The sequence below is a fragment of the Bacillus sp. CCNWLW194 genome, from assembly GCF_037120585.1.
GTDB lineage: Bacteria > Bacillota > Bacilli > Bacillales > Bacillaceae_G > Bacillus_A > Bacillus_A basilensis.
Genome location: NZ_JBBBBL010000002.1, coordinates 156,824 through 183,368, shown reverse-complemented (window position 1 = coordinate 183,368; position 26,545 = coordinate 156,824). Strand labels below are relative to the sequence as shown.

25 protein-coding genes, 2 other RNA genes and 2 riboswitches are annotated in these 26,545 nt (G+C 34.7%); of the genes, 24 read left to right on the top strand and 3 right to left on the bottom strand.

Annotated elements, in window-relative coordinates:
- The first annotated feature begins 171 nt into the window (after positions 1-171).
- The 9 genes from V7S50_RS04255 to V7S50_RS04215 all read left to right on the top strand — a co-directional run bounded on the left by V7S50_RS04255 (position 172) and on the right by V7S50_RS04215 (position 10,053).
- On the top strand, positions 172-1,311 hold the full coding sequence (locus tag V7S50_RS04255; RefSeq protein WP_000521229.1) for a THUMP domain-containing class I SAM-dependent RNA methyltransferase: 1,140 nt from the start codon (positions 172-174) through the stop codon (positions 1,309-1,311).
- 61 nt (positions 1,312-1,372) lie between these two features.
- Positions 1,373-1,555 (top strand): DUF3921 family protein, encoded by a 183-nt coding sequence (locus V7S50_RS04250; RefSeq protein ID WP_098555647.1) that lies wholly within the window; start codon positions 1,373-1,375, stop codon positions 1,553-1,555.
- Between the two features lie 138 nt (positions 1,556-1,693).
- Complete coding sequence (locus V7S50_RS04245; protein WP_242251222.1) at positions 1,694-3,631, top strand: ATP-dependent DNA helicase; 1,938 nt, start codon at positions 1,694-1,696, stop codon at positions 3,629-3,631.
- Between the two features lie 100 nt (positions 3,632-3,731).
- The gene (gene ypwA, locus V7S50_RS04240) at positions 3,732-5,249 is read left to right on the top strand and encodes a carboxypeptidase M32 (RefSeq protein ID WP_242251224.1); all 1,518 of its coding nucleotides are present in this window, start codon (positions 3,732-3,734) and stop codon (positions 5,247-5,249) included.
- A gap of 45 nt (positions 5,250-5,294) precedes the next feature.
- Positions 5,295-5,768 carry a GNAT family N-acetyltransferase gene (locus tag V7S50_RS04235; RefSeq protein ID WP_242251225.1) on the top strand — a complete coding sequence of 158 codons (474 nt, stop codon included), beginning with the start codon at positions 5,295-5,297 and terminating at the stop codon, positions 5,766-5,768.
- Between the two features lie 149 nt (positions 5,769-5,917).
- On the top strand, positions 5,918-6,664 hold the full coding sequence (locus V7S50_RS04230; RefSeq protein ID WP_242251226.1) for a type I methionyl aminopeptidase: 747 nt from the start codon (positions 5,918-5,920) through the stop codon (positions 6,662-6,664).
- A 116-nt stretch (positions 6,665-6,780) separates the two neighbouring features.
- Positions 6,781-6,882: riboswitch (purine riboswitch) on the top strand.
- A 108-nt stretch (positions 6,883-6,990) separates the two neighbouring features.
- Positions 6,991-7,584, top strand: a complete 594-nt coding sequence (locus tag V7S50_RS04225) for a xanthine phosphoribosyltransferase (RefSeq protein WP_044584263.1) — start codon at positions 6,991-6,993, stop codon at positions 7,582-7,584.
- A gap of 3 nt (positions 7,585-7,587) precedes the next feature.
- Positions 7,588-8,910: a xanthine permease PbuX gene (pbuX, locus tag V7S50_RS04220; RefSeq protein WP_242251227.1), complete on the top strand. Its 1,323-nt coding sequence runs from the start codon at positions 7,588-7,590 to the stop codon at positions 8,908-8,910.
- Positions 8,911-9,354: 444 nt separating this feature from the next.
- Complete coding sequence (locus V7S50_RS04215; protein WP_242251228.1) at positions 9,355-10,053, top strand: DUF1963 domain-containing protein; 699 nt, start codon at positions 9,355-9,357, stop codon at positions 10,051-10,053.
- Between the two features lie 379 nt (positions 10,054-10,432).
- On the opposite strand, the gene V7S50_RS04210 is transcribed toward V7S50_RS04215, so the two are convergent.
- Positions 10,433-11,596: a DUF418 domain-containing protein gene (locus tag V7S50_RS04210; RefSeq protein WP_242251229.1), complete on the bottom strand. Its 1,164-nt coding sequence runs from the start codon at positions 11,594-11,596 to the stop codon at positions 10,433-10,435.
- Between the two features lie 549 nt (positions 11,597-12,145).
- Between V7S50_RS04210 and V7S50_RS04205 the strand changes: the two genes are divergently transcribed.
- Positions 12,146-15,805 (top strand): dynamin family protein, encoded by a 3,660-nt coding sequence (locus tag V7S50_RS04205; protein WP_336375972.1) that lies wholly within the window; start codon positions 12,146-12,148, stop codon positions 15,803-15,805.
- Positions 15,806-15,808: 3 nt separating this feature from the next.
- On the opposite strand, the gene V7S50_RS04200 is transcribed toward V7S50_RS04205, so the two are convergent.
- Positions 15,809-16,063, bottom strand: a complete 255-nt coding sequence (locus V7S50_RS04200; RefSeq protein WP_000369740.1) for a DUF3931 domain-containing protein — start codon at positions 16,061-16,063, stop codon at positions 15,809-15,811.
- A 71-nt stretch (positions 16,064-16,134) separates the two neighbouring features.
- Here V7S50_RS04200 and V7S50_RS04195 point away from each other — a divergent pair, with 71 nt between their 5' ends.
- The 5 genes from V7S50_RS04195 to ssrS (V7S50_RS04175) all read left to right on the top strand — a co-directional run bounded on the left by V7S50_RS04195 (position 16,135) and on the right by ssrS (V7S50_RS04175) (position 18,236).
- Positions 16,135-16,593: a GNAT family N-acetyltransferase gene (locus tag V7S50_RS04195; protein WP_242251232.1), complete on the top strand. Its 459-nt coding sequence runs from the start codon at positions 16,135-16,137 to the stop codon at positions 16,591-16,593.
- Positions 16,594-16,623: 30 nt separating this feature from the next.
- The gene (locus tag V7S50_RS04190) at positions 16,624-16,896 is read left to right on the top strand and encodes a YpbS family protein (protein ID WP_000451820.1); all 273 of its coding nucleotides are present in this window, start codon (positions 16,624-16,626) and stop codon (positions 16,894-16,896) included.
- A gap of 2 nt (positions 16,897-16,898) precedes the next feature.
- Positions 16,899-17,732: a sulfurtransferase gene (locus V7S50_RS04185; RefSeq protein WP_336375971.1), complete on the top strand. Its 834-nt coding sequence runs from the start codon at positions 16,899-16,901 to the stop codon at positions 17,730-17,732.
- Between the two features lie 116 nt (positions 17,733-17,848).
- Positions 17,849-18,031: non-coding RNA, 6S RNA (gene ssrS, locus V7S50_RS04180), on the top strand.
- A gap of 21 nt (positions 18,032-18,052) precedes the next feature.
- Positions 18,053-18,236, top strand: a non-coding RNA gene (ssrS, locus tag V7S50_RS04175) — 6S RNA.
- 54 nt (positions 18,237-18,290) lie between these two features.
- Here ssrS (V7S50_RS04175) and V7S50_RS04170 read toward each other — a convergent pair.
- Entirely contained in the window at positions 18,291-18,740 is a 450-nt protein-coding gene (locus V7S50_RS04170; protein WP_242251234.1) for a hypothetical protein, read from the bottom strand.
- An 83-nt stretch (positions 18,741-18,823) separates the two neighbouring features.
- Between V7S50_RS04170 and V7S50_RS04165 the strand changes: the two genes are divergently transcribed.
- The 9 genes from V7S50_RS04165 (at position 18,824) to V7S50_RS04125 (ending at position 26,542) form a co-directional block, all read left to right on the top strand.
- The gene (locus tag V7S50_RS04165; protein WP_000169030.1) at positions 18,824-19,135 is read left to right on the top strand and encodes a hypothetical protein; all 312 of its coding nucleotides are present in this window, start codon (positions 18,824-18,826) and stop codon (positions 19,133-19,135) included.
- Positions 19,136-19,138: 3 nt separating this feature from the next.
- Positions 19,139-20,374 (top strand): glutathionylspermidine synthase family protein, encoded by a 1,236-nt coding sequence (locus V7S50_RS04160; RefSeq protein ID WP_242251235.1) that lies wholly within the window; start codon positions 19,139-19,141, stop codon positions 20,372-20,374.
- Positions 20,371-20,757: a DUF350 domain-containing protein gene (locus tag V7S50_RS04155; RefSeq protein ID WP_242251236.1), complete on the top strand. Its 387-nt coding sequence runs from the start codon at positions 20,371-20,373 to the stop codon at positions 20,755-20,757. The genes V7S50_RS04160 and V7S50_RS04155 overlap by 4 nt, the downstream gene beginning before the upstream one ends.
- Positions 20,758-20,939: 182 nt before the next feature.
- Positions 20,940-21,105: riboswitch (M-box (ykoK) riboswitch) on the top strand.
- 343 nt (positions 21,106-21,448) lie between these two features.
- The gene (locus tag V7S50_RS04150; protein WP_098555657.1) at positions 21,449-22,174 is read left to right on the top strand and encodes a P-type ATPase; all 726 of its coding nucleotides are present in this window, start codon (positions 21,449-21,451) and stop codon (positions 22,172-22,174) included.
- A gap of 132 nt (positions 22,175-22,306) precedes the next feature.
- Positions 22,307-23,173 (top strand): 5'-3' exonuclease, encoded by an 867-nt coding sequence (locus V7S50_RS04145; RefSeq protein WP_060630229.1) that lies wholly within the window; start codon positions 22,307-22,309, stop codon positions 23,171-23,173.
- A 356-nt stretch (positions 23,174-23,529) separates the two neighbouring features.
- Positions 23,530-23,670: an FbpB family small basic protein gene (locus V7S50_RS04140; RefSeq protein WP_001228048.1), complete on the top strand. Its 141-nt coding sequence runs from the start codon at positions 23,530-23,532 to the stop codon at positions 23,668-23,670.
- A 327-nt stretch (positions 23,671-23,997) separates the two neighbouring features.
- Positions 23,998-25,191, top strand: coding sequence for an acyltransferase family protein (locus tag V7S50_RS04135; protein ID WP_242251237.1), 1,194 nt, complete (start codon positions 23,998-24,000; stop codon positions 25,189-25,191).
- Positions 25,192-25,935: a YveK family protein gene (locus tag V7S50_RS04130; RefSeq protein WP_242251238.1), complete on the top strand. Its 744-nt coding sequence runs from the start codon at positions 25,192-25,194 to the stop codon at positions 25,933-25,935.
- A complete protein-coding gene (locus V7S50_RS04125) occupies positions 25,922-26,542 on the top strand; it encodes a CpsD/CapB family tyrosine-protein kinase (RefSeq protein ID WP_242251239.1) in 621 nt (206 codons plus the stop codon). Before V7S50_RS04130 ends, V7S50_RS04125 begins: the two co-directional genes overlap by 14 nt.
- Positions 26,543-26,545 lie beyond the last annotated feature (3 nt).

Below are 26,545 nucleotides of genomic sequence, written 5' to 3'. Positions count from 1 at the left end.
CCAACTATGAAATAACTCAGCTCTCCTTTGTTAGAGGAGGGCTTTTTATTTGTATGAAGTTATAAATTATGAGTTAAAATGGTTAATGAGAAAATTTTTCGTAAAATGTAATAATTAATAAGGGAAATTGTTATTAATTATTGTTTGACTATACATAAGAGGTGAATGCAAATGGGAAAAGTTACTTTAATCGCAACAGCGGCAATGGGTATTGAAGCGTTAGTTGCTCGAGAAGTTCGTGATCTTGGTTATGAGTGCCAAGTAGAAAACAGCAAAGTAACATTTGAAGCAGATGAAAAGGCGATTTGTCGCACGAATTTATGGTTACGTACTGCGGACCGTGTGAAAATTAAAGTTGGCGAATTTAAAGCGACAACATTTGATGAGCTGTTTGAGAAAACGAAAGCATTAAACTGGGGAGATTATATTCCAGAGAACGGTGAGTTCCCTGTTATCGGTAAATCTTTAAAATCTGAATTATTCAGTGTTTCGGATTGCCAACGTATCGTTAAAAAGGCTGTCGTTGAAAAATTAAAAACAACATATAAACGTACAACTTGGTTTGAAGAAGATGGTCCGTTATTCCGTATTGAGATTGCAATGCTTAAGGATATTGCAACATTAACAATTGATGCAAGCGGTGTTGGACTTCATAAACGTGGATACCGTATGGATCAAGGGGAAGCTCCTTTAAAAGAAACATTAGCTGCGTCTTTAATTAAATTAACAAACTGGAAGCCAGATCGTCCTTTCGTGGATCCTTTCTGTGGATCAGGTACAATTCCGATTGAAGCAGCATTAATTGGACAAAATATCGCACCAGGATTTAACCGTGGCTTCGCATCAGATGAGTGGGGCTGGGTAGGTAAACAAAACTGGCGTGAAGCTCGTCAAGAAGCTGAAGATTTAGCGAACTATAATCAACCACTGCAAATCATCGGATCAGATATTGATCATCGTATGATTCGAGTTGCTCAAGATAACGCAGAAGAAGTAGGTTTAGGTGATTTAATTACATTTAAACAAATGCAAGTAAAAGATTTCACAACAAAAGAGGATTATGGCTACGTTGTAACGAATCCTCCATACGGAGAACGTTTAAGTGAAAAAGCACTTGTTGAACAATTGTATAAAGAAATGGGACAAGTATTCCGCCCATTAGATACATGGTCAGCATATGTATTAACAAGTTACGAAGCATTTGAGAAGTGCTATGGAAAAGATGCTTCGAAGAAACGTAAGCTGTTTAATGGATTTATCCGTACAGATTACTACCAGTACTTTGGAAAACGTCCACCGCGTAATTCATAGTATAAAACTCCTCCAGCACGCATATACTGGCTATTATGTAATGCGTAAAGGAGGAACTAATATGGATAGTTTCCAATTATCAATGATTCAAAAGGCTATTCACCGTACGTATGATGAGCTCGGAAAAGAAGTGGATAGTCAAAGTGTGATTGTAGATGAAATACAAAAAGCACAAGAAGAATATTTGTCAGCTCTTTCACATGAAACAGCGATTGATAAACGGTATTTAAAGTCATTAATATAGAAGAAAATTTTCCTTTTTCGAAAGGAAAATTTTTTTTCGTGTATTTCTATGTATGGCAACAGGGGAAAGTGGCTGCACACATATGAGTAGCAGTTGCTATATCTTTTTATAGAAAAACTTTTTGGTTGGAGGCTAAGGATGTTTACTGAGAAGAGATTACCATTTGAAGTAGGAAAACAAGAAAATTTTTATGATAAGTTGAATGAGTGGATTGGAGATGTATTTTACGACATCCTTCCGGAAAAAGGCTTTGAAGAGCGTGATGAACAAATTTTTATGGCGTTTCAATTAGAGCGTGCTTTCCAAGAAAAGAAAGTAATGTTCGCGGAAGCGGGTGTAGGAACAGGGAAAACAATTGTATATCTTCTATATGCAATTTGCTATGCGCGTTATACTGGAAAACCAGCTATTATCGCTTGTGCAGATGAAACGTTAATTGAGCAGCTTGTAAAAGAAGAAGGGGACATTGCTAAGTTATCTGAAGCGTTAGGGCTATCTGTTGATGTAAGGCTTGCAAAATCAATGGATAATTATTTATGCTTACGTAAACTTGAAGATGTTATGAGTGGACGAGCTCCAGAAGTAATTGAAGACGTATATTACGAATTACCACAGTTTGTATTCGATCATGGTACGATGCAAAACTTTACTCACTATGGTGACAGAAAAGAATTTCCACTTTTAAATGACGAAGAATGGTCAAAAGTAAATTGGGATTACTTCCAAGATTGCTTCACTTGTGATTCACGTCACCGTTGTGGGCAGACTCTTTCTCGTGAGCATTATCGTAAAGCAGCAGATTTAATTATTTGTTCTCAAGATTTCTATATGGATCATATTTGGACGTACGATGCTCGTAAGCGTGAAGGACAAATTCCGTTATTACCAGAAAGTAGCTGCGTTGTATTCGATGAAGGACATCTTGTAGAATATGCAGCTCAAAAAGCTTTAACATATCGTTTAAAGCAAACGATGATGGAGCAACTTTTAACGAGATTGTTGCAAAACGATATTCGCGAGGAGTTTGCACATTTAGTAGAAGAAACAATTTGGCAAACAGAGCGATTTTTTGATGTGTTACAAGAGAATAAAAAGGAAATCGCCGGTTCTGATCGCTTAGAAATTACTGTGACAGAAAAAGTAACTGCTGAAGCGAAGCGACTTTATGCAAAAATCGGTGAAGTCGGAGACGCATTAGTATTTGAAAGTGAAATGCATACAGTAAACACGTATGATTTAAATATTGTTGATGAACATTTAGATGTATTAGAACATTCACTTCGTCTGTTTATGCACGAGAAAAATGTAATTACATGGGGTGAAGAAGGTGATGGAGCCTTCACGTTAGTGATTATGCCACGTGCTGTTGAAGAAGTATTACAAGAGAAAGTATTCTCGAAGAAGATTCCATATATTTTCTCTTCTGCTACACTATCTAACAACGATTCATTCGCATTTACGGCAAATAGTCTAGGGGTAAAAGATTACTTATCATTCTCAGTTGCCTCACCGTTTGATTATGAGGAGCAAATGGCAGTAAACCTACTATCGCATACGAAAGAAAATGAATGGGAAAGAAAGTGTCAATATACACTTGAAAATATACAAAAGACAAATGGACGTACACTTGTATTATTCCGTACAACACAAGAGCTTGCAGCGTTTAAAGAATATGTAAGTAAAGAACAAATGTCAGTTCCGTTCCTATATGAAGGAGATCAAGAAATTAGTCAGTTAGTTTCTCGTTTCCAAAATGAAGAAGAGACTGTGCTTTGTGCCGTTCACTTATGGGAAGGTTTAGATATTCCTGGTTCATCATTATCACATGTTATTATTTGGTCATTACCATTCCCTCCAAACGATCCTGTGTTTGAAGCGAAGCGTAAACATGTAAATGATCCATTCTGGGATGTAGATGTACCATATATGATTTTACGTCTTCGTCAAGGGATTGGACGTTTAATTCGTACGAGCGACGATAAAGGTGCTATATCAATCTTCTTATCTGATACAGAAGATGAGAAAGTGGTAGAAGCGGTGAAAAACGTACTACCAGTAGAAGGTAAAGAATTGTAAGGAAAAAGCTTGGCGCTTGCCAAGCTTTTTTTTATTATAAAAGGAATTTAGATTTCTATGTCGAATTAAGTTTGAGGTAGAAAAAGGAGGTTTTTATACAATGACAGTAGCTACATATGAAGTAGAAAAACAATTTTTAACATATGTGAAGAAGATACAGAATTATGGGGAAGCATTAAGCTTAATGTTTTGGGACTTGAGAACAGGTGCGCCTAAAAAAGGTGTAGACCAGCGTTCAGAAGTAATTGGTATGCTTTCATCAGAAGTGTTTGCCATGTCGACTTCAGATGAGATGGGAAATTATTTAACAGAACTTGAAAATTTAATACGTGAAGACAAACTTTCTGAAACGACGAAGAAAATGGTTGAAGAGTGTCGTAAAGAATATGATAGAAATAAGAAAATTCCACAAGCGGAATATGAAGCGTATGTGAAATTAGAAGCGAAAGCGGAAAGTGTGTGGGAAGAAGCTCGCGAAAAATCTGATTTCGAAATGTTCCGTCCGTATTTAGAAAAAATTGTTGAATTTAAAAAGAAATTTATTACATATTGGGGTTACGAAACATATAAATATAATACATTATTAGATATGTATGAGCCGGGTATTACAGTAGAAGTGTTAGATCACGTATTTGGTCAACTTCGTGAACGTATCGTTCCGCTTGTAAAAGAAATATCGGAGTCGCAAAAGAGATTAAAGACAAGTGCTTTATCAGAACATTTTTCAAAAGAAAAACAAAAGAACTTTACATTAGAGCTATTAAAGCAATTGAATTATGACTTTGAAGCAGGTCGTCTTGATGAAACGGTACATCCATTCGAGATTACATTAAATAGAGGGGATGTTCGTATTACGACACGCTATGATGAAAAAGATTTCCGTATGGCTGTGTTTGGAACAATACATGAATGTGGTCATGCTGTATATGAACAAAATATTGCAGAAAAATTTGAAGGTACACCGCTATGTAGTGGAACATCTATGGGTATTCATGAGTCACAATCATTATTCTTTGAGAACTTTATCGGTCGTAATAAATCATTCTGGAAGAAAAATTATGATGTATTAAAAGAGTATAGCGATGGTCAATTCAATGATATATCAGTAGATGAGTTTTATGATGCGATTAACGAATCGAAGCCATCGTTCATTCGTATAGAAGCAGATGAGCTTACATATCCGCTTCACGTCATGGTTCGTTATGAACTTGAGAAAGAATTATTTGATGGTACATTACAAGTGAAGGATTTGCCAGCGGCTTGGAATGATAAGATGGAAGCATATTTAGGAATTCGTCCGGCAAACGATGCACAAGGTGTATTGCAAGATGTTCACTGGGCTGGAGGTTCATTTGGATACTTCCCATCTTATGCGCTTGGTTATATGTATGCAGCGCAATTTAAGGAAAGAATGTTAAAAGACATTCCGAACTTTGATGCATTGTTAGAAGAAGGAAACGTAACACCAATTCGTGAATGGTTAACACAAAATATTCACCAATACGGTAAAACGAAAAAGCCACTTGAAATTTTAGAAGATGTGACAGGCGAAGGATTAAATGCAAACTACTTAGCAGATTATTTAGAAGCGAAGTATAAAGAAATCTATGAGTTATAAAAAAGAGCTGCTTACTTGCAGCTCTTTTTTATAGGGGGTAGAAGAATGATTTATACATATACAGTAATGACGCAAAAAGAAGCGGAGGAAATTGCATATAACTGGCATTATGAAGGGGAATATTCCTTTTACGATATAGAAGCAGATGAAGAAGATTTAGCTGAGTTTTTACATGAGGAGAGTAGAGGAAATCATACTTTTTCTGTAAAGGAAAATGGCACTCTCATTGGTTTCTTAAGTTTTAGTAACGTAAATAATCAAACGGTTGATATAGGGCTTGGAATGAGACCTGATATAACTGGAAGTGGATTTGGTTTACAGTTTGTAAATGCTGGAATAGATTTTAGTAAAGAAAAATATGGTTGCAATTATATAACATTATCAGTAGCGACATTTAATGAGAGAGCGATTAAAGTGTATAAAAGAGCAGGATTTGAAGCAGTTGGGACGTTTATACAGAAAACAAATGGTAGTTGTTTTGAGTTTTTGAAAATGAGTTATTTATGTAAAAATGATTAAGAAACAGAAGGATTTCCTTTTGTTTTTTATTTTGATGCAGAAATAAATAATACTTTTTGTAATTAGAAGTTTTGAAATTTTGGAAGAGTATGTGTATGATAGAAATTTAGTAGCAAATAGCAGTTTTAGCAAGGAAAGGTAGAGGTAGTATGATTACAATTAAAACGAAAAATGAAATAGATTTGATGCATGAATCTGGAAAATTACTTGCTTCATGTCATAGAGAAATTGCGAAAATAATGAAACCGGGTATTACGACAAAAGAAATTAATACGTTTGTTGAAGCATATTTAGAACAGCATGGTGCAACATCTGAGCAGAAAGGTTACAACGGGTATCCATATGCGATATGTGCATCTGTAAACGATGAAATGTGTCATGGGTTTCCGGCCGATATTCCTTTAACTGAGGGTGATATTGTAACAATTGATATGGTAGTAAACTTAAATGGTGGTCTTTCGGATTCTGCTTGGTCGTATAGAATTGGAAAAGTTTCTGATGAAGCAGAAAAGTTGTTGTTAGTAGCTGAGAATGCTTTGTATAAAGGGATTGATCAGGCGATAATCGGTAATCATGTAGGAGATGTTGGCTATGCAATTGAAAGTTATGTAGCAAATGAAGGTTTTTCTGTCGCAAGAGACTTTACGGGACATGGAATCGGTAAAGAGATTCATGAAGAACCAGCAGTTTTTCATTTTGGGAAGCAAGGACAAGGGCCTGAGTTACAAGAAGGAATGGTAATTACGATTGAGCCGATTGTCAATGTAGGTATGCGATATTCGAAAGTAGATTTAAATGGATGGACCGCGAGAACGATGGACGGGAAATTATCAGCTCAATATGAGCATACAATTGCGATTACAAAAGATGGACCAATCATTTTAACGAAGTTATAATTGGGAATGAAAGAGTTTACAAAAATCGAACGAAAATAATGATTTTATAAAATTTGTACGTGTTTTGTTAATAAATACTTTTCAAAGTATAAAAAATGCGTTATAATCCATCTATAAAATAAATAGTTAGCTACACTCATATAATCGCGGGGATATGGCCTGCAAGTTTCTACCGAAGTACCGTAAATACTTTGACTATGAGTGAGGACGAATATATTTGCTTGTTTAGCATTCTTTTTTTGCGAAACTCCAAAAGCGCGTCTCTCACTTGTAACGAGTGATGGCGGCTTTTGGAGTTTTTTTATTGCATAAGAGGGGGAACAAACATGAAAGTATTACAAGAAAAGATTTTGAACGAAGGAAAGGTTTTATCTGGTGACGTATTAAAGGTAGATGCTTTTTTAAATCATCAAATTGATCCAGTACTTATGCAAGAAATCGGAAAAGAATTTGCTAAACGTTTTAAAGAAGAGAACATTACAAAAATCGTGACGATTGAATCTTCAGGCATTGCACCAGCAGTTATGGCTGCATTAGAGCTTGGTGTAAAAGTAATCTTTGCAAGAAAACGTAAATCGTTAACGTTACAAGATAATATGTACGTTGCAAACGTATATTCATTTACAAAACAAGAAACGAATGAAATTTCATTATCTCGAAATCATATCGATGAAAGTGATCGCGTTTTAATTATCGATGACTTTTTAGCAAACGGTCAGGCTGCTTTAGGTTTAATGAGTTTAGTCGAGCAAGCTGGAGCAAGCATTGCAGGAATTGGTATTGTTATTGAAAAAGCATTTCAAGATGGAGGAAAGAAGCTTCGTGAACAAGGCGTTCGTGTTGAATCACTAGCAGAAATTGCATCACTTGATAACGGCACAGTTACATTTGTACAGCAAGAAACTGCGGAGGTGAAGTAAACGATGAAGCAACATCCATTTAAAATTGCATCGCTTGGTATGCAGCATATGCTTGCTATGTATGCTGGTGCAATTATCGTTCCGCTTATTGTGGGCGGTGGACTTGGTTTAAATCAAAAAGAGTTAACGTATTTAGTCTCAATTGATTTATTAATGTGCGGCGTTGCGACAATTTTACAAGCATTATCAAATCGCTTTTTCGGTATTGGGCTTCCAGTTGTACTTGGTTGTACATTTACAGCAGTTGGACCGATGATTGCAATCGGGAAACAATACGGCGTGTCTTCTATTTATGGGGCAATTATTGCTGCGGGGTTATTCGTTGTTATTTTTGCGAAATTATTTGGAAAGCTTGTAAAGCTGTTTCCACCTGTTGTAACAGGATCTGTCGTTACAGTAATTGGAGTTACACTTGTTCCTGCCGCTATTAATGATATGGCTGGTGGAGTAGGAAGTAAGGATTTCGGTAGTCTTGAAAATTTAGCATTAGCATTTGGTGTGTTACTATTTATCATCATTATGTATCGTTTCTTTGACGGATTTATTCGTTCAATCTCTATTTTACTAGGTCTATTGTTCGGTACAATCGTTGCAGCATTTATGGGGAAAGTAAGCTTGCAAGCAGTTGGAGAAGCGGATTGGTTCCACGGTATTCAGCCGTTTTACTTCGGTACACCAACATTTGAATTAACGCCAATTATTACGATGGTTCTTGTTGCTTGCGTAGGGATTGTAGAAGCAACGGGTGTATACTTTGCGTTATCTGATATTTGCAATAAAAAGATCGGTGAAAAAGAATTAACAAAAGGCTATCGCGCAGAAGGATTGGCGATGGTGTTAGGTGGTATTTTTAACGCATTTCCATATACAACATACTCTCAAAACGTAGGACTTGTTCAATTAACTGGAGTAAGAAATCGCGTTATTATTTACACTTGTGGTGGTATGTTAATCGTTCTTGGATTCATTCCTAAAATCGCAGCTATTACAACAATCATTCCGAAATCAGTACTTGGCGGTGCAATGCTAGCGATGTTCGGTATGGTTATGGCTTATGGTATTAAAATGTTAAGCAGTGTTGATTTTGGAAAACAAGAAAACTTATTAATCGTTGCATGTTCTGTTGGAATCGGACTAGGAGTTACTGTCGTTCCTACATTATTCTCACAACTTCCAGAAAGTATTCGTATTTTAACAGATAACGGAATCGTACTTGGAAGTGCGTCAGCAGTACTATTAAATATCGTATTTAATATGGCGCCGCAGCGTAAAGTGAAAGTAAAGGATGAACCAGTTCCGATACAAAGTGCGGTAAGAGAAGCGTAAAAAGCAATTAGGATACGATATGAATTGTATGTAATTAGGCCTATCTCATTTGAGATAGGTTTTTAATTTGTGGTTATTTTTAAAACACCAGTCAAATTGAACTCATCGTTTTTATTATTGAGCTAGTTTAATAAATTTATAATGTCTCGATTTCTAGAGTTCCTTTTAATTCTAAAGCTTCATTACTTCAGGAGTTTTACCCGATGATGAAAAATGGTGCAACTTTTGTACAAAGGGTTAAACTTTACTCACAACGGTACGATTTTTTATAAACAGTACAAATTTGTTTTAGATCGACAGTAAAACCACAAGAAGAGAAGTGAAATTGCTGCTTAACAATACTTTTCAAAAGAATCGTTATAAAATAACATACATTATTGTTACAATATAATTACCCGTTAAAATAAAGAGAAACAAAAATATATATTTAAGAGGAGAAATATTTTGGAAATAGATCAAATAAAGAATATCTTAAGAAAAAGAGCAACTATCTTTCAAACAGGCGGAAAAAGACCTGATTTATCTATAAATGAAAGTTGGATTGGAAAGATTCCCTATTCATTACCAAATGAAACTTACCCAATCGATCGCTATCAAGATAAAATGTATGCGATTATGATGCTTAATTTAACTCAAATACCTTTTGTTCCAGAAGCAGTAAAAGATATGAAAGCAATCGCAGTATTTCTTTCTCCAAACTTTGTTAAAGATTTGTCCAACTTATCAGGGAATTTTTGTGTTAGGGAATATGATTCTTTAGAAGAACTAGTACCGAATGAAATGTCACTTACGTTTCCAAGTCTAAAACCTTTCCCCTTAATACCAAAGTTAGTAGCTGATGAGTTTCCACAATGGGATACGGAAGATTTCCCCCACAACGTGCAAGATAAAATTATTGAACTTGAAAATACAATTGAGATTGACTACTACGAGGACATTTTTGAAGAAAATCATTACATACACAAATTAGGAGGCTATGCTTGCTTTGCCCAATCAGGTATCCAATGGCCCGCGGATTATGAATTTATTTTTCAAATAACAGACGATCCAAAAGCACATTTAAAGATTATTCATGGCGGCGGAATTTATTTTGCTAAAAATAGTAAAACAAATGATTGGATCGTACATTGTGATTTCTTGTAGGAATAGAATTTAAAGTGATGTTCTCTCATGTCAAATCTTGCTTAGCATATAATTTCATTAAAATGTTGACGGTATGCCTATAGCTACATGCTTTAATGGATTAAAAGAAAAGAGAGGATTTCCATTGAAGAGATATGCCAAATTACAGGTTTGAGTTAAGCCGCCCTGTATCGTAGATTAAAAGAACTTGAATAAAGTTCTTTTTTTATTTGTAATAATCTATCATGTTATTTCTTCTCTAGTCTCTTTTAATATTTCCACAGTTACATTTTGCCCCCTTACATCAAATAAAACAGTTTAGTTAGTGCTACTTCAAATGTTGCAACTAGAACACTCGATACAAAGTGCGGTAAGAGAAGCATAAAAAAGCAAGGTCTCGTTACGAGACCTTGCTTTTCTTTTTAAGTGGCATCATTTTTCCATACGTACCAAGGCGCCATATATATTCAAGTGGCCCGTATTGATAACGTGACAGCCACCAGCGGCTAATAAAGATTTGTAACGTGTAGAAACCGATGCAGAATAGTGGTCCTACCCATAATGGAGCAGGATAATAATTTTTAAACAGTAGTCCGAATACAAGTAATGTAACAATTGTATGCGAGATGTAATTTGTTAACGCCATTCGACCAACGTACTGGAATGGACGTAATAATGTTTGCCATCTTTCTTTTCGTAATAAACGCATGAGCGTGAAAATGTAGAATATGAATAATGTTTTCCCGCTAAACATTGCAAGTCCTTGCATATAAAGTGGTTCATATGACGATGTTGATAAGAAATAACGAACCATAAAAAACCAAAACGGTAATGTTAAAACGAACATAATGATTTGCCATTTTTTTAGTTTTGGGTCTAACTCTTTCGTACGACGGAAAATGTCTTTTTTACCAGCATATAAACCGAGTAAAAATAATCCGAGTGTTTCTGGTAGCATTGAAATATTTAGCCCTATTCCATTAGCATAAAATGCATGGAAACGATTTTGTATTTGTGAAACCCAGTCTTCAAGTGGCATGATTGGTAAGGATAACCCAAGTTCCTCCTTTGGCATAAAGGCAATACCAATGCTAGCAATTAGCATAAGAAATTGAAAAATACTTAATAAAACGATGGCCCATATTAAAATGGTACGAGGTTCTCTCTTATAAAATAAAAATAAGAAAAATCCAGCGATTGCATAACTATGTAAAATGTCTCCGTCCCATAAAAGAACGTAATGTAAGAAACCAAATAATAATAAAATAAGTAAGCGACGAACAAATAAAGTTTTTGGTCGATCTGTTTTCGCTTCAGCACGAGTCATAAAAATGTAAAAGCCTAGACCGAATAAAAACGAAAAGATAGTATAAAACTTTGTTTGAATAAACATATCGTAGAATAGACGGATATAGCTATCTAGCCCCTCATAAACTCCTGAAAGATCACGTGAGTCAATCCCGGCGATAACAGGCCAGTTAACAAGAAAAATACCAAGTACCGCTATTCCTCTAATAATATCGATGGAGTGTATCCTCTCGCCTTGTGAAATATTTTGTGTCATTATTTTCCTCCTTGTTAAGTAATTCCCTTTTATTATACAAAATGTAAGATGGGGGGGATAGGGTGGATTTCCATTTTTTTTAACTATTAAGTTATGTAAGATGAGATATAATAAGAATGCACAACAAGTTTTAACCTTCTTCAAAACAGGCAGTGAAGCTCCTTCTTATAAGGGGCTTTCTTTATGAAAATTGTTGATAATGATTCTCTTTAATGATAAAATGTATTCAAAAGTGATAATCATTATCAAAAAAGGTTGGTGTATGAGTATGGTATATGCATTAGTAGCAGGTACAGTTGCTGTATATACAGTTATTGCAAAGTATGTTTTAAATGGAGTAGGAACAGCAAAATGAGTAATATGACATAAAATCCCTTTCATTTGTAAAAAGAATGAAAGGGATTTTTTATTTTTAATGAGAATATGCTGAAAATTTAGTATGATAGTAAAGTGAAACTGTAATCAATGGGTAGGTGTATCTCTCACTGATTATGAGCTCGCAAATAGCGGGGAAAAGTATATACATCTTGGATAAAGGGGAACAAGGGGATGACAAACATAGTACAGACAAACGGTATGAAAAAACTTGTTTGTTTTTATGAAGAGTGGCAAAAACACGGCGATGCAGAAAATAGCTTAAAGTTGTTTGAAGTGATTCAAAAATATAAACGAGAGCAGCTTATGATAGCGTTCTGCGGTCACTTCTCTGCAGGAAAATCAACGATGATGAATCATCTATATAAAGCGCAGTTGTTACCGACAAGTCCAATTCCGACAAGCGCTAACGTCGTTAAAATTGAAAAAGGAATGGATCGTGTTGTTGTAACAGTTAAATCTGGAGAGCAGTACGAATATGACGGTGCATATTCAGCAGAAGAATTAAAGCAAATTTGTAAAGATGGCGATGAGGTAATTGGTGTTCATATTTATCGGAATGATGCGCCAATTCCTGAGGGTGTTATGTTAGTTGATACACCAGGGATTGATTCAACAGATGATGCCCATCAACTAGCGACAGAATCAACGCTGCATCTAGCAGATGTGATTTTTTATATGATGGATTACAATCACGTTCAATCGGAAGTGAATTTGCAATTCGTTAAAGAATTGAAACAACGTAATAAAACGGTTTATCTCGTTGTAAATCAAATAGATAAACATAAAGAAAATGAATTATCGTTTGAGGATTATAAAGATAGTGTACAACAATCGTTCTCTAACTGGGATATTGAAGTAGATGGCGTTTATTATACGTCGTTACGAATGATGAACCATCCACATAATGAAATTGAAAGCTTAGAAACATTAATTACTTCTATTATGAAAGAAAAAGAGCAGTATGTAAGAGATGGAATGGAAAGAGAAACAGAATATTTAATGGGGGAACATTTCTCGTTTATTCTTTCTGAAAATGAAAAAGCTCTTTTGAAATATGAGGAAGAGTTGGCATCACCACTTTCCATTGCAGAAGTAGTTGAAAAAAAAGAAGAGCTAACGGAAAATAAAAATCGTGAGGCCGATAAAGAATCTCATGTGAGAAATGAATTTATAAAAGGCTTACAAGCTATATTAGATAACGCGTATTTAATGCCATTTGAAATGAGAGAATTGGCAAATGCGTATTTAGAAACGAAATTAACAAAATTTAAGGTCGGTTTGCTATTTGCGAAAGGAAAGACGGAGCAAGAAAAACAGAGACGTGTTGATGCTTTTTATTCTGCTTTACAAAAGACTGTTGAAACGCAACTTGATTTTCATGTGAAAGAATTTATTGTTGCCTTCTTAAAAGAAGAAGGATTGTTCACAGAGGAAATTGGGAAAGACATATATGCTTTAGAAATTGCTTTCGGACCAGAAATGTTGGTTGAAGTAATTAAACAAGGCGCAGGTTTTACTGGTGATTACTTACTTCTTTATACAGCGGATGTAGCGAATGAACTAAAGAAGCGTTATTTTATAAAAGCACAGCAAATTTTTGATAAAAGTGCGGTCGTTTTAAAGCAAAAGGTGAAAGAAGCAGTTGCTCGTATTGAAGAAGAGATTGAAACATATACGATGTTGCAAACGGCAAAAGAAACGAAATTACAATACAGTAACAATTTGGAGACATATGAAAGTTATTTGCAAAATATTTGGCACGAGCGTGTTGCTACGCCAGAAGGATTGCAAATAGAGGACATATTGCAAAGTGAAAAACAAATTGTTAGTGAAAAATTCACATTACAAGAGCAGGAAATTGTAAATGATAACGTAGTAGCTCATGAAGAAGAGATAAAAGGAACGGCAGCTTTAAATATTCAGCGTATATTAGAGAAAGTGAAGAAAGCTGAAACGATATTAGAACCATTGTCTACACTGAAACATGTACAGCAAGAGGTAATAGAGAAAAGGCGTCGTGTGGAAACGAAACAATTTACAGTAGCGTTATTCGGAGCTTTTAGTGCTGGGAAATCATCATTTGCCAATGCATTGCTTGGTGAGAAGGTACTTCCAGTATCACCAAATCCGACGACGGCAACGATTAATCAAATTTTGCCTGTTACAGAGGAAAAACCACATGGAACAGTAATGGTTCAATTTAAATCAAAGCAAGCTCTATTAGAGGATATGAAAGCTGTTTACAAGCTGTTTCATTATGAGATTACGACGTTAGATGAAGCGTTAGCACAAATTGATAAAGTTATGAAATATCCTTCACCAACTGGGAAGCAAAAAACAACATTTAGCTTTTTACGAGCGGTACAAAAAGGGTATGATACGGTTTCTGCATATTTAGGGAAGCAAGTACAAGTTACATTAGAAGAGTTTTCTGATTATGTAGCGAATGAAGAAAAATCGTGTTTTGTTGAGTATATGGAGCTTTATTATGATTGTGCTTTAACAAGGCAAGGAGTAGCGCTTGTAGATACACCTGGAGCAGATTCTATTAACGCCCGCCATACAGACGTTGCATTCCAGTATATTAAAAACGCAGATGCTATTTTATTTGTAACGTATTATAACCATGTGTTCTCTCGTGCTGACCGTGAATTTTTAATTCAGCTTGGTCGTGTAAAGGATACTTTTGCTCTTGATAAAATGTTCTTCTTAATTAATGCGGCCGATTTAGCAGAGTCTGAAGATGAGCTTGAAATGGTAAAAGGTTATATCGCAGACCAGCTACTGCAATACGGTATTAGAAATCCGCGTTTATTTGCAATTTCAAGTTTATGTGCGCTTGAAGAGAAACAAGGAAAGAATATTGAAAAAGAGAAGTACGGTATTTTACAAAACTCTGGGATTGCTAAGTTTGAGGAATCATTTACATCCTTTATGATGAGAGATTTAATGCTCGTATCTGTTCATGCTTTATATGGTGCGTTGCAGGGAGCAGATCAGCTTTTAGTAAATATGATAAATGGTGCAAAGCAGGGGAATGAAGAGAAAGAGAAGCAAACGAAAAAATATGAAGCAGAGCGTGATCAACTACTTCATATTATTTCATCATATAGTGTGCTTGCTGAAGAACAGGCGATGCAAAATGAAGTGAAAGAATTGCTTTATTATGTACACCAACGTCTATTCCTACGCTATAACGATGTGTTTACTGAATTTATTAATCCAGCATCGCTTCGAACGGATGGAAATGTGAAAGTGCAGTTGCAGCAGTGCGTTATGGAATTAGTAGCATTTATTCAGCATGATTTATTACAAGAAATGCGTGCGACGTCGTTACGCCTTGAAAAATGGATAGATGAAGCGATGAAGCGTGCAAAGAATGAAATTGTGGTGAACTGTAAAGTAGAAAATGAATCAATTTCTATGAGTGGAACAGTGGATTATGAATATAAAGATATTACACATAAAGAACCGTTCCCTTCAGTTGAAATAAAAGATTTCAAAAAAGCACTGGCACATTTTAAAAATGAAAAAAGCTTTTTTGAAAAAAATGATAAAGCTTTCATGCAAGAAGAGGCTAAAGCTGTATTAGAACCATTCGTATCAAACTATGTAGCTGATGAAAAAGATTTATTTGTTCATCATTATAAGCAAGAGTGGGATTTGAAATGGAACCTATTCCAAAAAGTGATGCAGCAAGATGTGATGAACTATTATGAAAGTGTATTATTTGCATTGGCTGAAACAATTGATGTATCACTATATGAACAAAGTAAAGAACAATTGCAAAAGCAGTTAGTAGAGATTGAAAAAGAAATTTATGTGATATAGTCGTTATGAGAAAAAGATTCGTTCAATTTTCTTTTGTAGTACCGTATCTAAAGATTTGACAAACCCAGCAAATTCATCGGTAGAAATCATATGAGTAAGAACGAGTCGTCTGCCGTCTGGTGTTTCACCGCATAAGACGAATGAAGAAAATTCATATGTTTTGTTTTCTACTACTAATTTTGGATAGGAATACGTGTCGCTTTTCTTCTTCTTTCCATCAATAGAGATGACGTTGCATTTTTTCTCATTGTTGTCCATGATGAATCCCTCCTTTCTATTACTTATGGTAGACAAGGAGGGTTTAGAACAATAGAGAAGGGGGAATTTTTATGGGTGTAGTAATAGAGTATATTTCGAAAGAAGCAATACCGAAGCCTTTATTATTGCTTGCTGATCCAAGCGACCAGCAAATTGATACATATGTACAAAGAGGGTTAACATATGTAGCTAAGCAAGAGGAGAGTGTTATCGGTGTATATGTTCTTTTGGAAACAAGACCGAAGACGATGGAAATTATGAATATTGCGGTTGCAGAGCATATGCAAGGAAAAGGTATTGGAAAGAAATTATTAAAGCATGCGGTAGAAACAGCTAAGGAACATGGTATGTCACAACTTGAAGTTGGTACAGGCAATTCTAGTGTTTCACAACTTGCTTTCTATCAAAAATGTGGATTTCGTATTTTTTCTATTGATTTTGATTACTTTTCGAAGCATTATGAAGAAGAGATTATTGAAAATGGGATTGTATGCCGAGATATGATTCGACTTGCAATGGAATTGAATTAGAACGTATAACTTATTTAGGGGGAAGAGAAGATGGAAGTACATAAAGCAATTACAGCACATTCTCGTAAACAAAATGAAAGTGTAAAAGCATGTTTACAATTAGATGCGCAGCGTGAAGCAGCTATTGAAGCAGCCGTATCTCTTGCGTCAAATGGGAAAGAATTTTCGGTTGATGTCATTAATGTTGTAACAAAGCAAATTAATGATCTTGCAAAAAATGGTGTTACACTACAGCGTAAATATGTTACAGAAGAAATGGTTATGGAGTATGTAAGTCGTTTGCAAGAGAAAGAAGGTCGTTAAAGATGATAGTTACAGTCGAATGGTTACGTGAGCATATAGAAGATGAGAATGTCCGTATAATCGATTGTCGTTTTGATTTAGCGAATCCTAATTGGGGTAGAGAAAAGTATGAGGAAGAACATATTCCTCATGCGTTATATTTAGATTTAAATTTAGATTTATCAAGTCCAATAACAGAACATGGTGGTCGTCATCCGTTGCCAAACATTAAGGAGTTTGCAGACAAGCTTTCGCAAGCTGGTATTGATGAACATACGACAGTAATTGCATATGACAGTCAAGCGGGTGCAAATGCTTCTCGTGTATGGTGGTTATTAAACTATGTAGGACATGAGAAAGTATATATATTAGATGGCGGATTTCCAGCTTGGAAAGAGAATGGACTACCGATAACAACGGAAATTCCGATTGCTATACGAAAAACATTCAAAGCCAATATACAAGATCATATGCTTGTAACGATGGAAACGGTTAGAGAGAATATTCATGCAGGTGCAGATGTTACGTTAATTGATTCTAGAGAACCAAAACGTTATGCTGGTATAGAGGAACTTGTTGATCCAAAAGCAGGACATATTCCGACAGCTGTAAACTATTTTTGGAAGGATGGAATTGTACAATCAGGACAATTTAAGAATGAAGCTCAGCAACAAGAACGATTCCAAAATCTTTCGAAAGATAAGGAAACAATTGTATATTGTGGTTCTGGTGTTACGGCATGTCCAAATATCCTTGCATTAAAATTAGCTGGATTTCAAAATGTTAAATTGTATGCAGGTAGCTGGAGTGATTGGATTTCTTATCCAGAAAATCAAATTGCAAAAGAAGAAGATTAATCACTTGCATGCAAAAATAATTTGTATTAAAATAAGGACACAAGCAAGAGATTGCTCGAAAAACTTTGTATTTTACACATTGGAAACAATGTGATAATATAACGACAAGTAAATAATACATCCTGCGGTGTACGTAACTTATTTATGTCTAAAACCGATGTTAGTTATACGGAAGCTCAATATTTAGCGACCATCATCAAGCCTTCCTTGTGGAGGAAGATGTACGGTAACTGTGAGGGCATCCACCTGCGAGTAGCGGGTTTTTGGACATTTACGAGGAGCGGCACGTGCGGGGGTCTTATTTCAACTAACATTATATAAAATTCCTACGGTGTACGTAGCTTATGCATGTCTTAAACCAATAAGTTTAATATGGAAGTTCGATATTTAAATGTAGCTAACATGCCATCTTTTTAAGAAGGAAGTTACAAACATTTGTGAGAGCATCCACCTGTGAGAGCAGGTTTATGGACATCTAGAGAGAACGGCATATGTGGGGCTAAATAAAAACCTTACGTTTTATACGTAAGGTTTTTTTGTTGCATACATATATTCATGTTATCTCGATTCACCTGTAAAGTTTCCATAATAAATATAGCACTTTCTGTCTTCATCAATCTCTCTTGAATCTAAAGTAAACTCCATATGCATGCCGTCGCGCTGAATATAGATAATATCTGAATGAAGAGATGGCAAAATCTCTTCATAGTTCCATACATCTTTACTATCTATTATGCTTGAACTCGTTTCACTTAGTTCTCTAACTTCAAAACCGATGTGGGAGTATGTCGGGTCTGAAGGGTCATTTGCAAACTCTTCTTTTTGAATATATATAACTGCTGTTCCGTCTGGATCTACAGAAGTTGCAGTAACAACATATGTATTTTTATCTTTTATAAAATATTCACAAGTCATGCGTGCGATGATTTCAGAATTAGAAATATTTGCGTAGTTCCATAAAGCAGGATACTCTTTCGTTTCATCATTAAGTCGATATTCTAAGCGCATTTTATCCCTCTTCTTCCTTTTTCTTCTACTTTATCATGCTATCCTATATAATAGGAATAGAATTTAAAAAGGGGAGTGCGAAGGTGACAAAAACGAAATGGCTAGTAGGTGGTGTCGTAACGTCTTTAATGACTGGCACTTTATTTGGCTGCGCGCAAGATCTTCCCCCAAAACCGAATGATAATAGTTGTTCAGATTGGGATTGGGATGATGAACTTGGGGTATGGCAGTGTGATGATAGTAGTTCAGGATATCGTGGGCATTACTTCTATGGTGGAAGATACTATCAAAATAAATCCACTTTCAAAAATTCATCGGCGTTTAAATCTTATCAATCGTCTGCGGAATTTAAAGGTGGAATTGGAAGCGGTTCAAAGGGAGGATTTGGGGGCTAAAATATGTCGCAATACATAAGGGATCGAAAAGAATTTTATTCGAAATATCCGAATTTTTGGTCGGATTTATATGAATGTGAATATAGTTTGTTTCATGTTTTCTCTATAACAAATGAGACTATGAAACAATTACAGTTAGCAACTGAACGAATGGGGAAAATATTTTTTAAGACTGCTAGACTTCTGCGCAATTTAAGCGACGAACAGCTTATTGAACTCGGGTTTCCTCCTGCAAGCTTATCGTTCATTAGAATGAAAGGATTATATCCTGAATCTGTTATTTCGCGGTTTGATTTCGTTTTAACAGATGGTAACCAAATTAAAATGCTCGAATTTAATAGTGATACACCAACTTTTATTATGGAATGCTTTCAAATGAATGGGAAAGTTTGCGAGCAACTAGGCTATGATGATCCAAACTCGGATCAAGAACGGCTACTATCTTCTGGTGTTACAAAAGCCGTTACGGAAGCGACAAAGGGAATAGACAACCCAAATGTTGTTTTTACAGCACATCATGAACATGTTGAGGATTGGAATACGACTGTGTATTTGAGTCAATTATGCCATGTTGAAAATAAAGTGGTGCCAATGTCAGAACTTAGAATTACAAAAGATGCTTTAGTGGATAGGGATGGGGTACAGATTGATGTGTTATATCGCCAAACATATCCGATAGAAGATTTAATTGAGGATCAAGATCCTGAAACAGGAGATTTGGTAGGTGTGGAACTGTTGGAACTTGTAAAAGCCGGAAAGCTTTTTATAATCAATCCATTGTCAGCATTTTTACTTCAGCCTAAATCAGTTCAGTGTCTTATTTGGGGATTAGCAGAAGAAGAGGCCTTTTATACAAATGAGGAACAACAGTGGATTAAAGAATATATGTTACCTACATACTTAGAACCAGATTTATTTTTAGGAAAAGATTCTTTCGTTCAAAAGCCTTCATTTGGTAGAGAAGGAGACACAATTACCATTCGTGATAAGGACGAACATATTATGCTTCAAAATGCATATCAAACGTATAAGGCGTCACTGCCGATTTTTCAAAAGTATACAATACTGCCAGTCGTATCCTTGGAAACAGAAAAAGGGATGGAGAAACTGTCGTATGTGTTTGGTTCGTTTTTAATTGCCGGAAAAGCGAGTAGTATCGGTATTCGTGCAGGGGAAAAAATTACGGGGAATGAATCGTACTATTTACCAGTAGGTATAAAAAAGGAGGAAAGTATATGATTAATTTTTTATTATATTTAGCAGTAACACTTGGCCTTTTATGCATTGGTCTTTTTCTAATGGAAGTGACAACGAAAGTAAAAGAATTTAAGCTAATGGCCCAAGGAAATAAGGCGGTAAGCTATGTACTTGGAGGGCGATTACTTGGGTTAGCTATTGTATTATATTCGACAGCAGCAAATTCCATTTCACTTCTTGATATGGTTTCGTGGGGAGCAGTTGGGATTTTTGCTCAAATTATCGTCTTTTATTTAGCTGAGTTGCTTACACCACGCTTTAATATAAATAAAAGTCTCGAAGAAGATAATCAAGCAGTCGGTCTTTTTCTTATGTTTTTATCGCTTTCAATTGGGATTGTAATTGCTGGTTGTATAACTTATTAAAAACCTTACGTTTAAACGTAAGGTTTTTATTTTTACTAATTTTGAAATGTGTGTTTGATTCATTTAATGAGTAGAAAGAGAAATAGTGTGTATATGAGAGGGAGTTGTTTTAATAAGGAAAAGATTCCATTCAAAGTGTTGACATCTATTTTAAATAAGAGTAACATTTTCTATGTAATAAAATAAGTCTCTGTTAGGTGAGGCTCCTGTATAGAGAAATGCTACTGCCCAAAAATGTCGAGAGACGCCAATGGGTCAACAGGAATGATCGAATTAAGGTTTTTCTTAACGTAGCTGGTAACGTACCTATGCTATACAGTGCTAAAACTCGGCGAGGGAGAGGTCCGTAGATTTCTAATTGTATTAGGAATCGTTTATTTGTGTATGTAATGGCCTTTACTCTTTTCGGAGTAAGGGTCTTTTTGTTACCAAGCTATGAGTAATTTCATAGTATAAACTATAAAATTAAACGAGGAGGTGAGGAGCATGTCAAATTCTGACTCGGTTCCGTTACCCATATACTTCAAATCAAAAATATATGATGTAGGCAGGAAACGACTTGTTCCTCCCTCTATATTTATCATCATGTAGCGTTTATATGTATGTTTAAGCGCTAGACACTTTCACAGTAAAGTGGATAAATTGAGAAACAAAGCGTTTCTTCCTATGTTGTAATGGAGGAGACGATAATATGTTATATGCAAACAAAACTGTGGGTAACACGTCATATAAATTAAGTAAAAAATCAATGAAAGAACAAACAATGCTTCAAAAAAATAAAGATTTATTAATTGAAATCGCAACGAGAGATGTAAAATCTGTATTTGCGTATTTTAAAACAACAAGAGACGGATTATCTATGAAAGAGGCACAAAAACGTATTCAATTATACGGCCGAAATGAATTAACTTCAAAAAGAGCGCGTATTGCGGAAGTAATGATGAAGCTAACTGGAATGATCCCAGGTCTGTCAAAACAACATGTGCGTGATGGATTACAATGTGAGAAAATTACTGTGTCTCGAGTAGAATGTTCTAGTATAACAGGTTTAAATGGTGAATTGAAAATGATGAATTTGCCAGTACAAGAGCTTGTTCCTGGCGATATGATTTTTCTTTCAGAAGGTGATACAGTACCAGCAGATGTACGTATCATTTATGCGAATGATTTATTAGTAAATGAAGCTGTGCTAACAGGAAACGATGTAAGTATTGAAAAATTTGAAAGCTGCTATCATCTTGAGCGCAAACGATTTATTCCTTTAAAACGAATGAAAGATTATAATCCACTTGAACTTGAAAACGTATGTTTCAAAGGGACGTATATTGTTGGTGGAAATGCAAAGGCTGTAGTTGTTTCAACTGGGAAAAATACGTATTCAGGAATTCTTCATACTTGTTGTAGTAGAACGTCTTAATGTGTAAATGATGCTAAATATACAAAAACAATGTATAATAGACAAAGTTGAAAAAACGTAGAATGGTAATCTATTTATATAACCTTACGTGATGACGTGGGGTTATTATTTTTTTTTAGTAGGAGAGGGATTATGAAAAAAGTATTATTAGTTGATGGTATGGCACTATTATTTCGTGCTTTTTATGCAACAAGTGTCTACGGACAATTTATGAAACGACAAGATGGTACCCCTACAAACGGGATTCATGGTTATATGAAACATTTATTAACAGCTATGCAAGCAATTGAACCGACACACATCGTAACATGCTGGGATATGGGAAGTACGACATTTAGAACAGAATCGTTCTCAAATTATAAAGCGAATCGTGCAGCGCCGCCTGAAGAATTAATTCCGCAATTTGATTTAGTACAAGAAATGACTGCGAAATTATCAATTCCAGTCATCGGTATGAAAGGGTATGAAGCGGATGATTGTATCGGTACGCTTGCAAAACAATATTGTAATGAAGCGGAAGTTTATATTTTAACAGGTGATACGGATTTACTTCAGCTTGTCGATAAGAACGTTACAGTTATGCTTTTGCGCAAAGGAATTGGAAATTACGAATATTACACACCAGAGAAAATTATGGAAGAAAAAGGTGTAGAACCTTGGCAAATCGTGCATGCGAAAGCTTTCATGGGCGATACGAGTGATAATTATCCAGGTGTAAAAGGTATTGGTGAAAAAACAGCGTACAAGCTTATTCAAGAGCATGGGACAGTAGCAACCGTACTAGAAAATGTATCATCGTTAACGAAAGCACAGCGTACGAAGATTGAAAGTGATTTAGAGAATTTAAATATTTCATTACAATTAGCACAAATTCATTGTGAAGTTCCTATTTCATGTTCATTAGAAGAAGGATTACACACAATGAACGAAGAAAAACTACGATTCGTATGTGAAGAAATGAATTGGGGAAGACCTGAAATATTAATCAATATGCTATAAATAGTTTGGTAAGAGGGATGTTGCATGAGTCGAACGTTGACTAGGTGACACCTTCTTTTTTGTTTCGAAAACAGTATGTTAGTAAGTGAAAGTATAGGGGACTTAGCTTGAAATATATAAATATTTCGACAAGATAAATCGATATAAGATGATGAAGTTAGCAATTTATATAATCAAATGAATCGACTTCAAAATGATTGTAGGAGGATCTTTTTTTCGTGTTCACAAAGTTGTCAGAAAATAAGTGGAATTTTCATATGAAGTTCAAATAGAATTCACAACAATCAATTATTATAAGAACAACCAGATAATTCTTTATCTTTTATATAAACCATCCCCCAAGGAGGACAATGAAAATGAGAAAAAAAGTGAGAAAGTCTTTTAAACAATTATTAATTGAAAATAAACAATCACTATTAAATAATAAAGAAAATATGAAAGAAATTGAGGAACGAATTGAGAAACGACATGTAGCATATAGTGGTGCCAGTAATTAAATAAAATAAAAAAGATAGCCTTACAAGGCTATCTTTTTTATTTTATATTGAAAAAACGTTATTCCTCTCTTGATTTATGTAAATATGCAAGATATTTTTATAGTGTTTTTCTATCAATATTACTCATTTTTCGAGGTTGAAATTGGTATATGCCAATTTTTAAGATTCGCTATTCATAATATTACAAAAAATGTTACAATACATTCAAATTTATGCTATAAAATCGCTTTAAAATGAAAATTGGAATGAAAAGAAAGGAGAGGAATATGAATAATGGTGTCGCTTCGAAATGATTATTATCATTTCAGTAGGAGTTGATGTAAAGCGATGGATAGGTATGAAGAACTGGATTCAATTAGAGGGATTTCTTCATTGGTAGTAATGATTGGCCATCATTTAATGATTTTTTCAGTATTTCAAAATTATAGCTATGAAGATAATAAACCATTTGTTATTTATCTATTAAAAGAAACGCCTGCTCGTCTAATTTTTAGTAGTGGTAACGAATCTGTTATTATCTTTTTTGTTTTGAGTGGATTTGTTTTGTATACATCCATTCAAAAAAACTACGATAGCTATAGGTCATTTGTTGTAAAGCGTATATGCAGAATATATATTCCATATATCGTAGCAATAATTATAGCTATTTTATGCCAAACTACAATGAGTAAATATGGTATTTCTAATTTAAGTGAATGGTTTAATCGCTCATGGACGATTGAAGGTTCTTTAAGCCTAATAGCGCAACATATTTTATTGGTTGGGAAATATAATACAGATGCATATAACGGCGTAATTTGGTCACTTGTCCATGAAATGCGAATATCAATAATATTCCCGTTAGTTTTGATGGTTTGTTTACGAAAAACGTTGATGTGTTCATTATTATCATTGTTTAGTTTTAGTATATGCTCTGTCGTGATATTATTTTTATTTCGCTCGAGTTTAACATTAACAAGCTATGTATTAACGCCACATTACACGGTGCTGTTTTTACTAGGAGCACTAATTGCGAAGTATAAAAATAATTTAATAGTTTTTTATAGTAATCGTACTAAAAATGAGAAAATTGCATGGTTTTTATTTGCGATTTTACTTTATATGTATGAAGGGCTTATTGGAGAAATTAAATTGCTCAATAATTTTATATTTCGAGACTACGTAGTAGCGATAAGTGCGTGTTTATTTGTCATATTAAGTTTGTCAGTATCAACTTTGTCATCCTTGCTGCGTAATAAATACTTGTTATATTTGGGGAAGATTTCTTACAGTCTTTATTTATACCATATCATATCTTTATTTTCCCTTATGTACATGCTCCATGAAATATTCCCGTTATCTCTTGTTTTAATTTTTTCGCTTATTCTTTCGTTTATACTTGCGATGATTTCTTATTTGTTTGTAGAAAAATTTGCATTCAGGATCGGAAAGTATGTAACAAAGCAATCGAATTTAGAAAAGAAAGGACTATCTGTAGAAAGTGAGTTGCAGGATGCCATTCAAACAAAGGCGGTGAAATAATTGAAGCAAGAAATTAGTATGAAAGATTTTCAACAGTTATTGAAAAGAAGGATAGTAACAATCATTTTGACGATGTGCTGTTTAACTATCTCTTTAATTTTGATCTCTATGTATGTATTAAAGCCTTCATATCAATATTCAACGCAAATTCTTGTTGGGAATTTAGATGGGTTTAATAAGGAAAATGCAGTGAATAAAACACAAGAAAATAAGCAGCTCGTAACTTCGTATGTTGATATTTTAAAAAGTCCGCTTATTATTTCAACAGTCAAAAAAACTTTGAAATTAGAGCAATCAAGTTATGAGTTAGCACAAAAAATTTCAGTGGTGAATATGGACAATTCACAAATTGTTACTGTTACAGTAAAAGATTCGGACCCTAAAATCGTGAAGGAAATTGTAAAGTCATTGGCAGAACAATCTCAAAAAAGCTTTCAACAGTATACGAATGTACAGGGGATAAAAATATTAACTGATCCTGAGTTACAAGAAAAAGCTGAAAAGTTGTTTCCGAAATTTCAACTTATCATTCCTATCTCTTTAATTGTTAGTTTTTTTGTTGGGGTAGGTTTAGCGGTATTTCGAGATTATTTTGATGAACGTATATACGAGGAACAGGATTTAGAGAAAATAACAAAAGTCTCTGTTATTGGTCACATAAATATGAAACCGAAAAGAAAAAAGAAATCTACAGAAGTTGATCCGCAATCATCTATATATCGAGGTGAACATGTCGATGTTTAAGACAAAGAAACAGCTGCCATTTAATCCGCATGATGCTCTAATGAAAGAGCAGTTTTATACTGTGTATCACGAGTTGAAAAAATCGGGAAAACAAGTGTTCGCAGTTAGTTCAACGAAGGATAGAGGTGTTGTTGCTTCGCTTATAGTAAATATGGGGCTAGTATTTGCGGAAATGAAAAAAAAGGTGTTACTTATCGACGTGAATTTTTCTGATCCTAAACTACATCTACTATTACAAAGCAATCATACGAAAACAGTGAATGATATAATAAGCGATTCCACCTGTAGTTACGAATCCTTTTCTAGTAATTTATCTAAATACTTATATTGTATTCCTGCAAAAAAAACAGTACACACTGGAACGACTTTAGTTGCTATGGATGAATTTGATCGTGCAATTGAGAGGTGGAAAGAAGATTTTGATTACATTTTCTTGTATTCCTCTGAAGTATTTGAGCTTCCTGCCACGCACATTATTACAGGGAAATGCGATGGAGTGGTCTTAGCAGTTAAAAAGAGAAAAGATTCCCTGCGTACTGTGCAAAAAGTAATAGCGGACATAAAGAGGAAAGAATGTGAATTAATAGGTATAGTTTTATATTCTTGAATG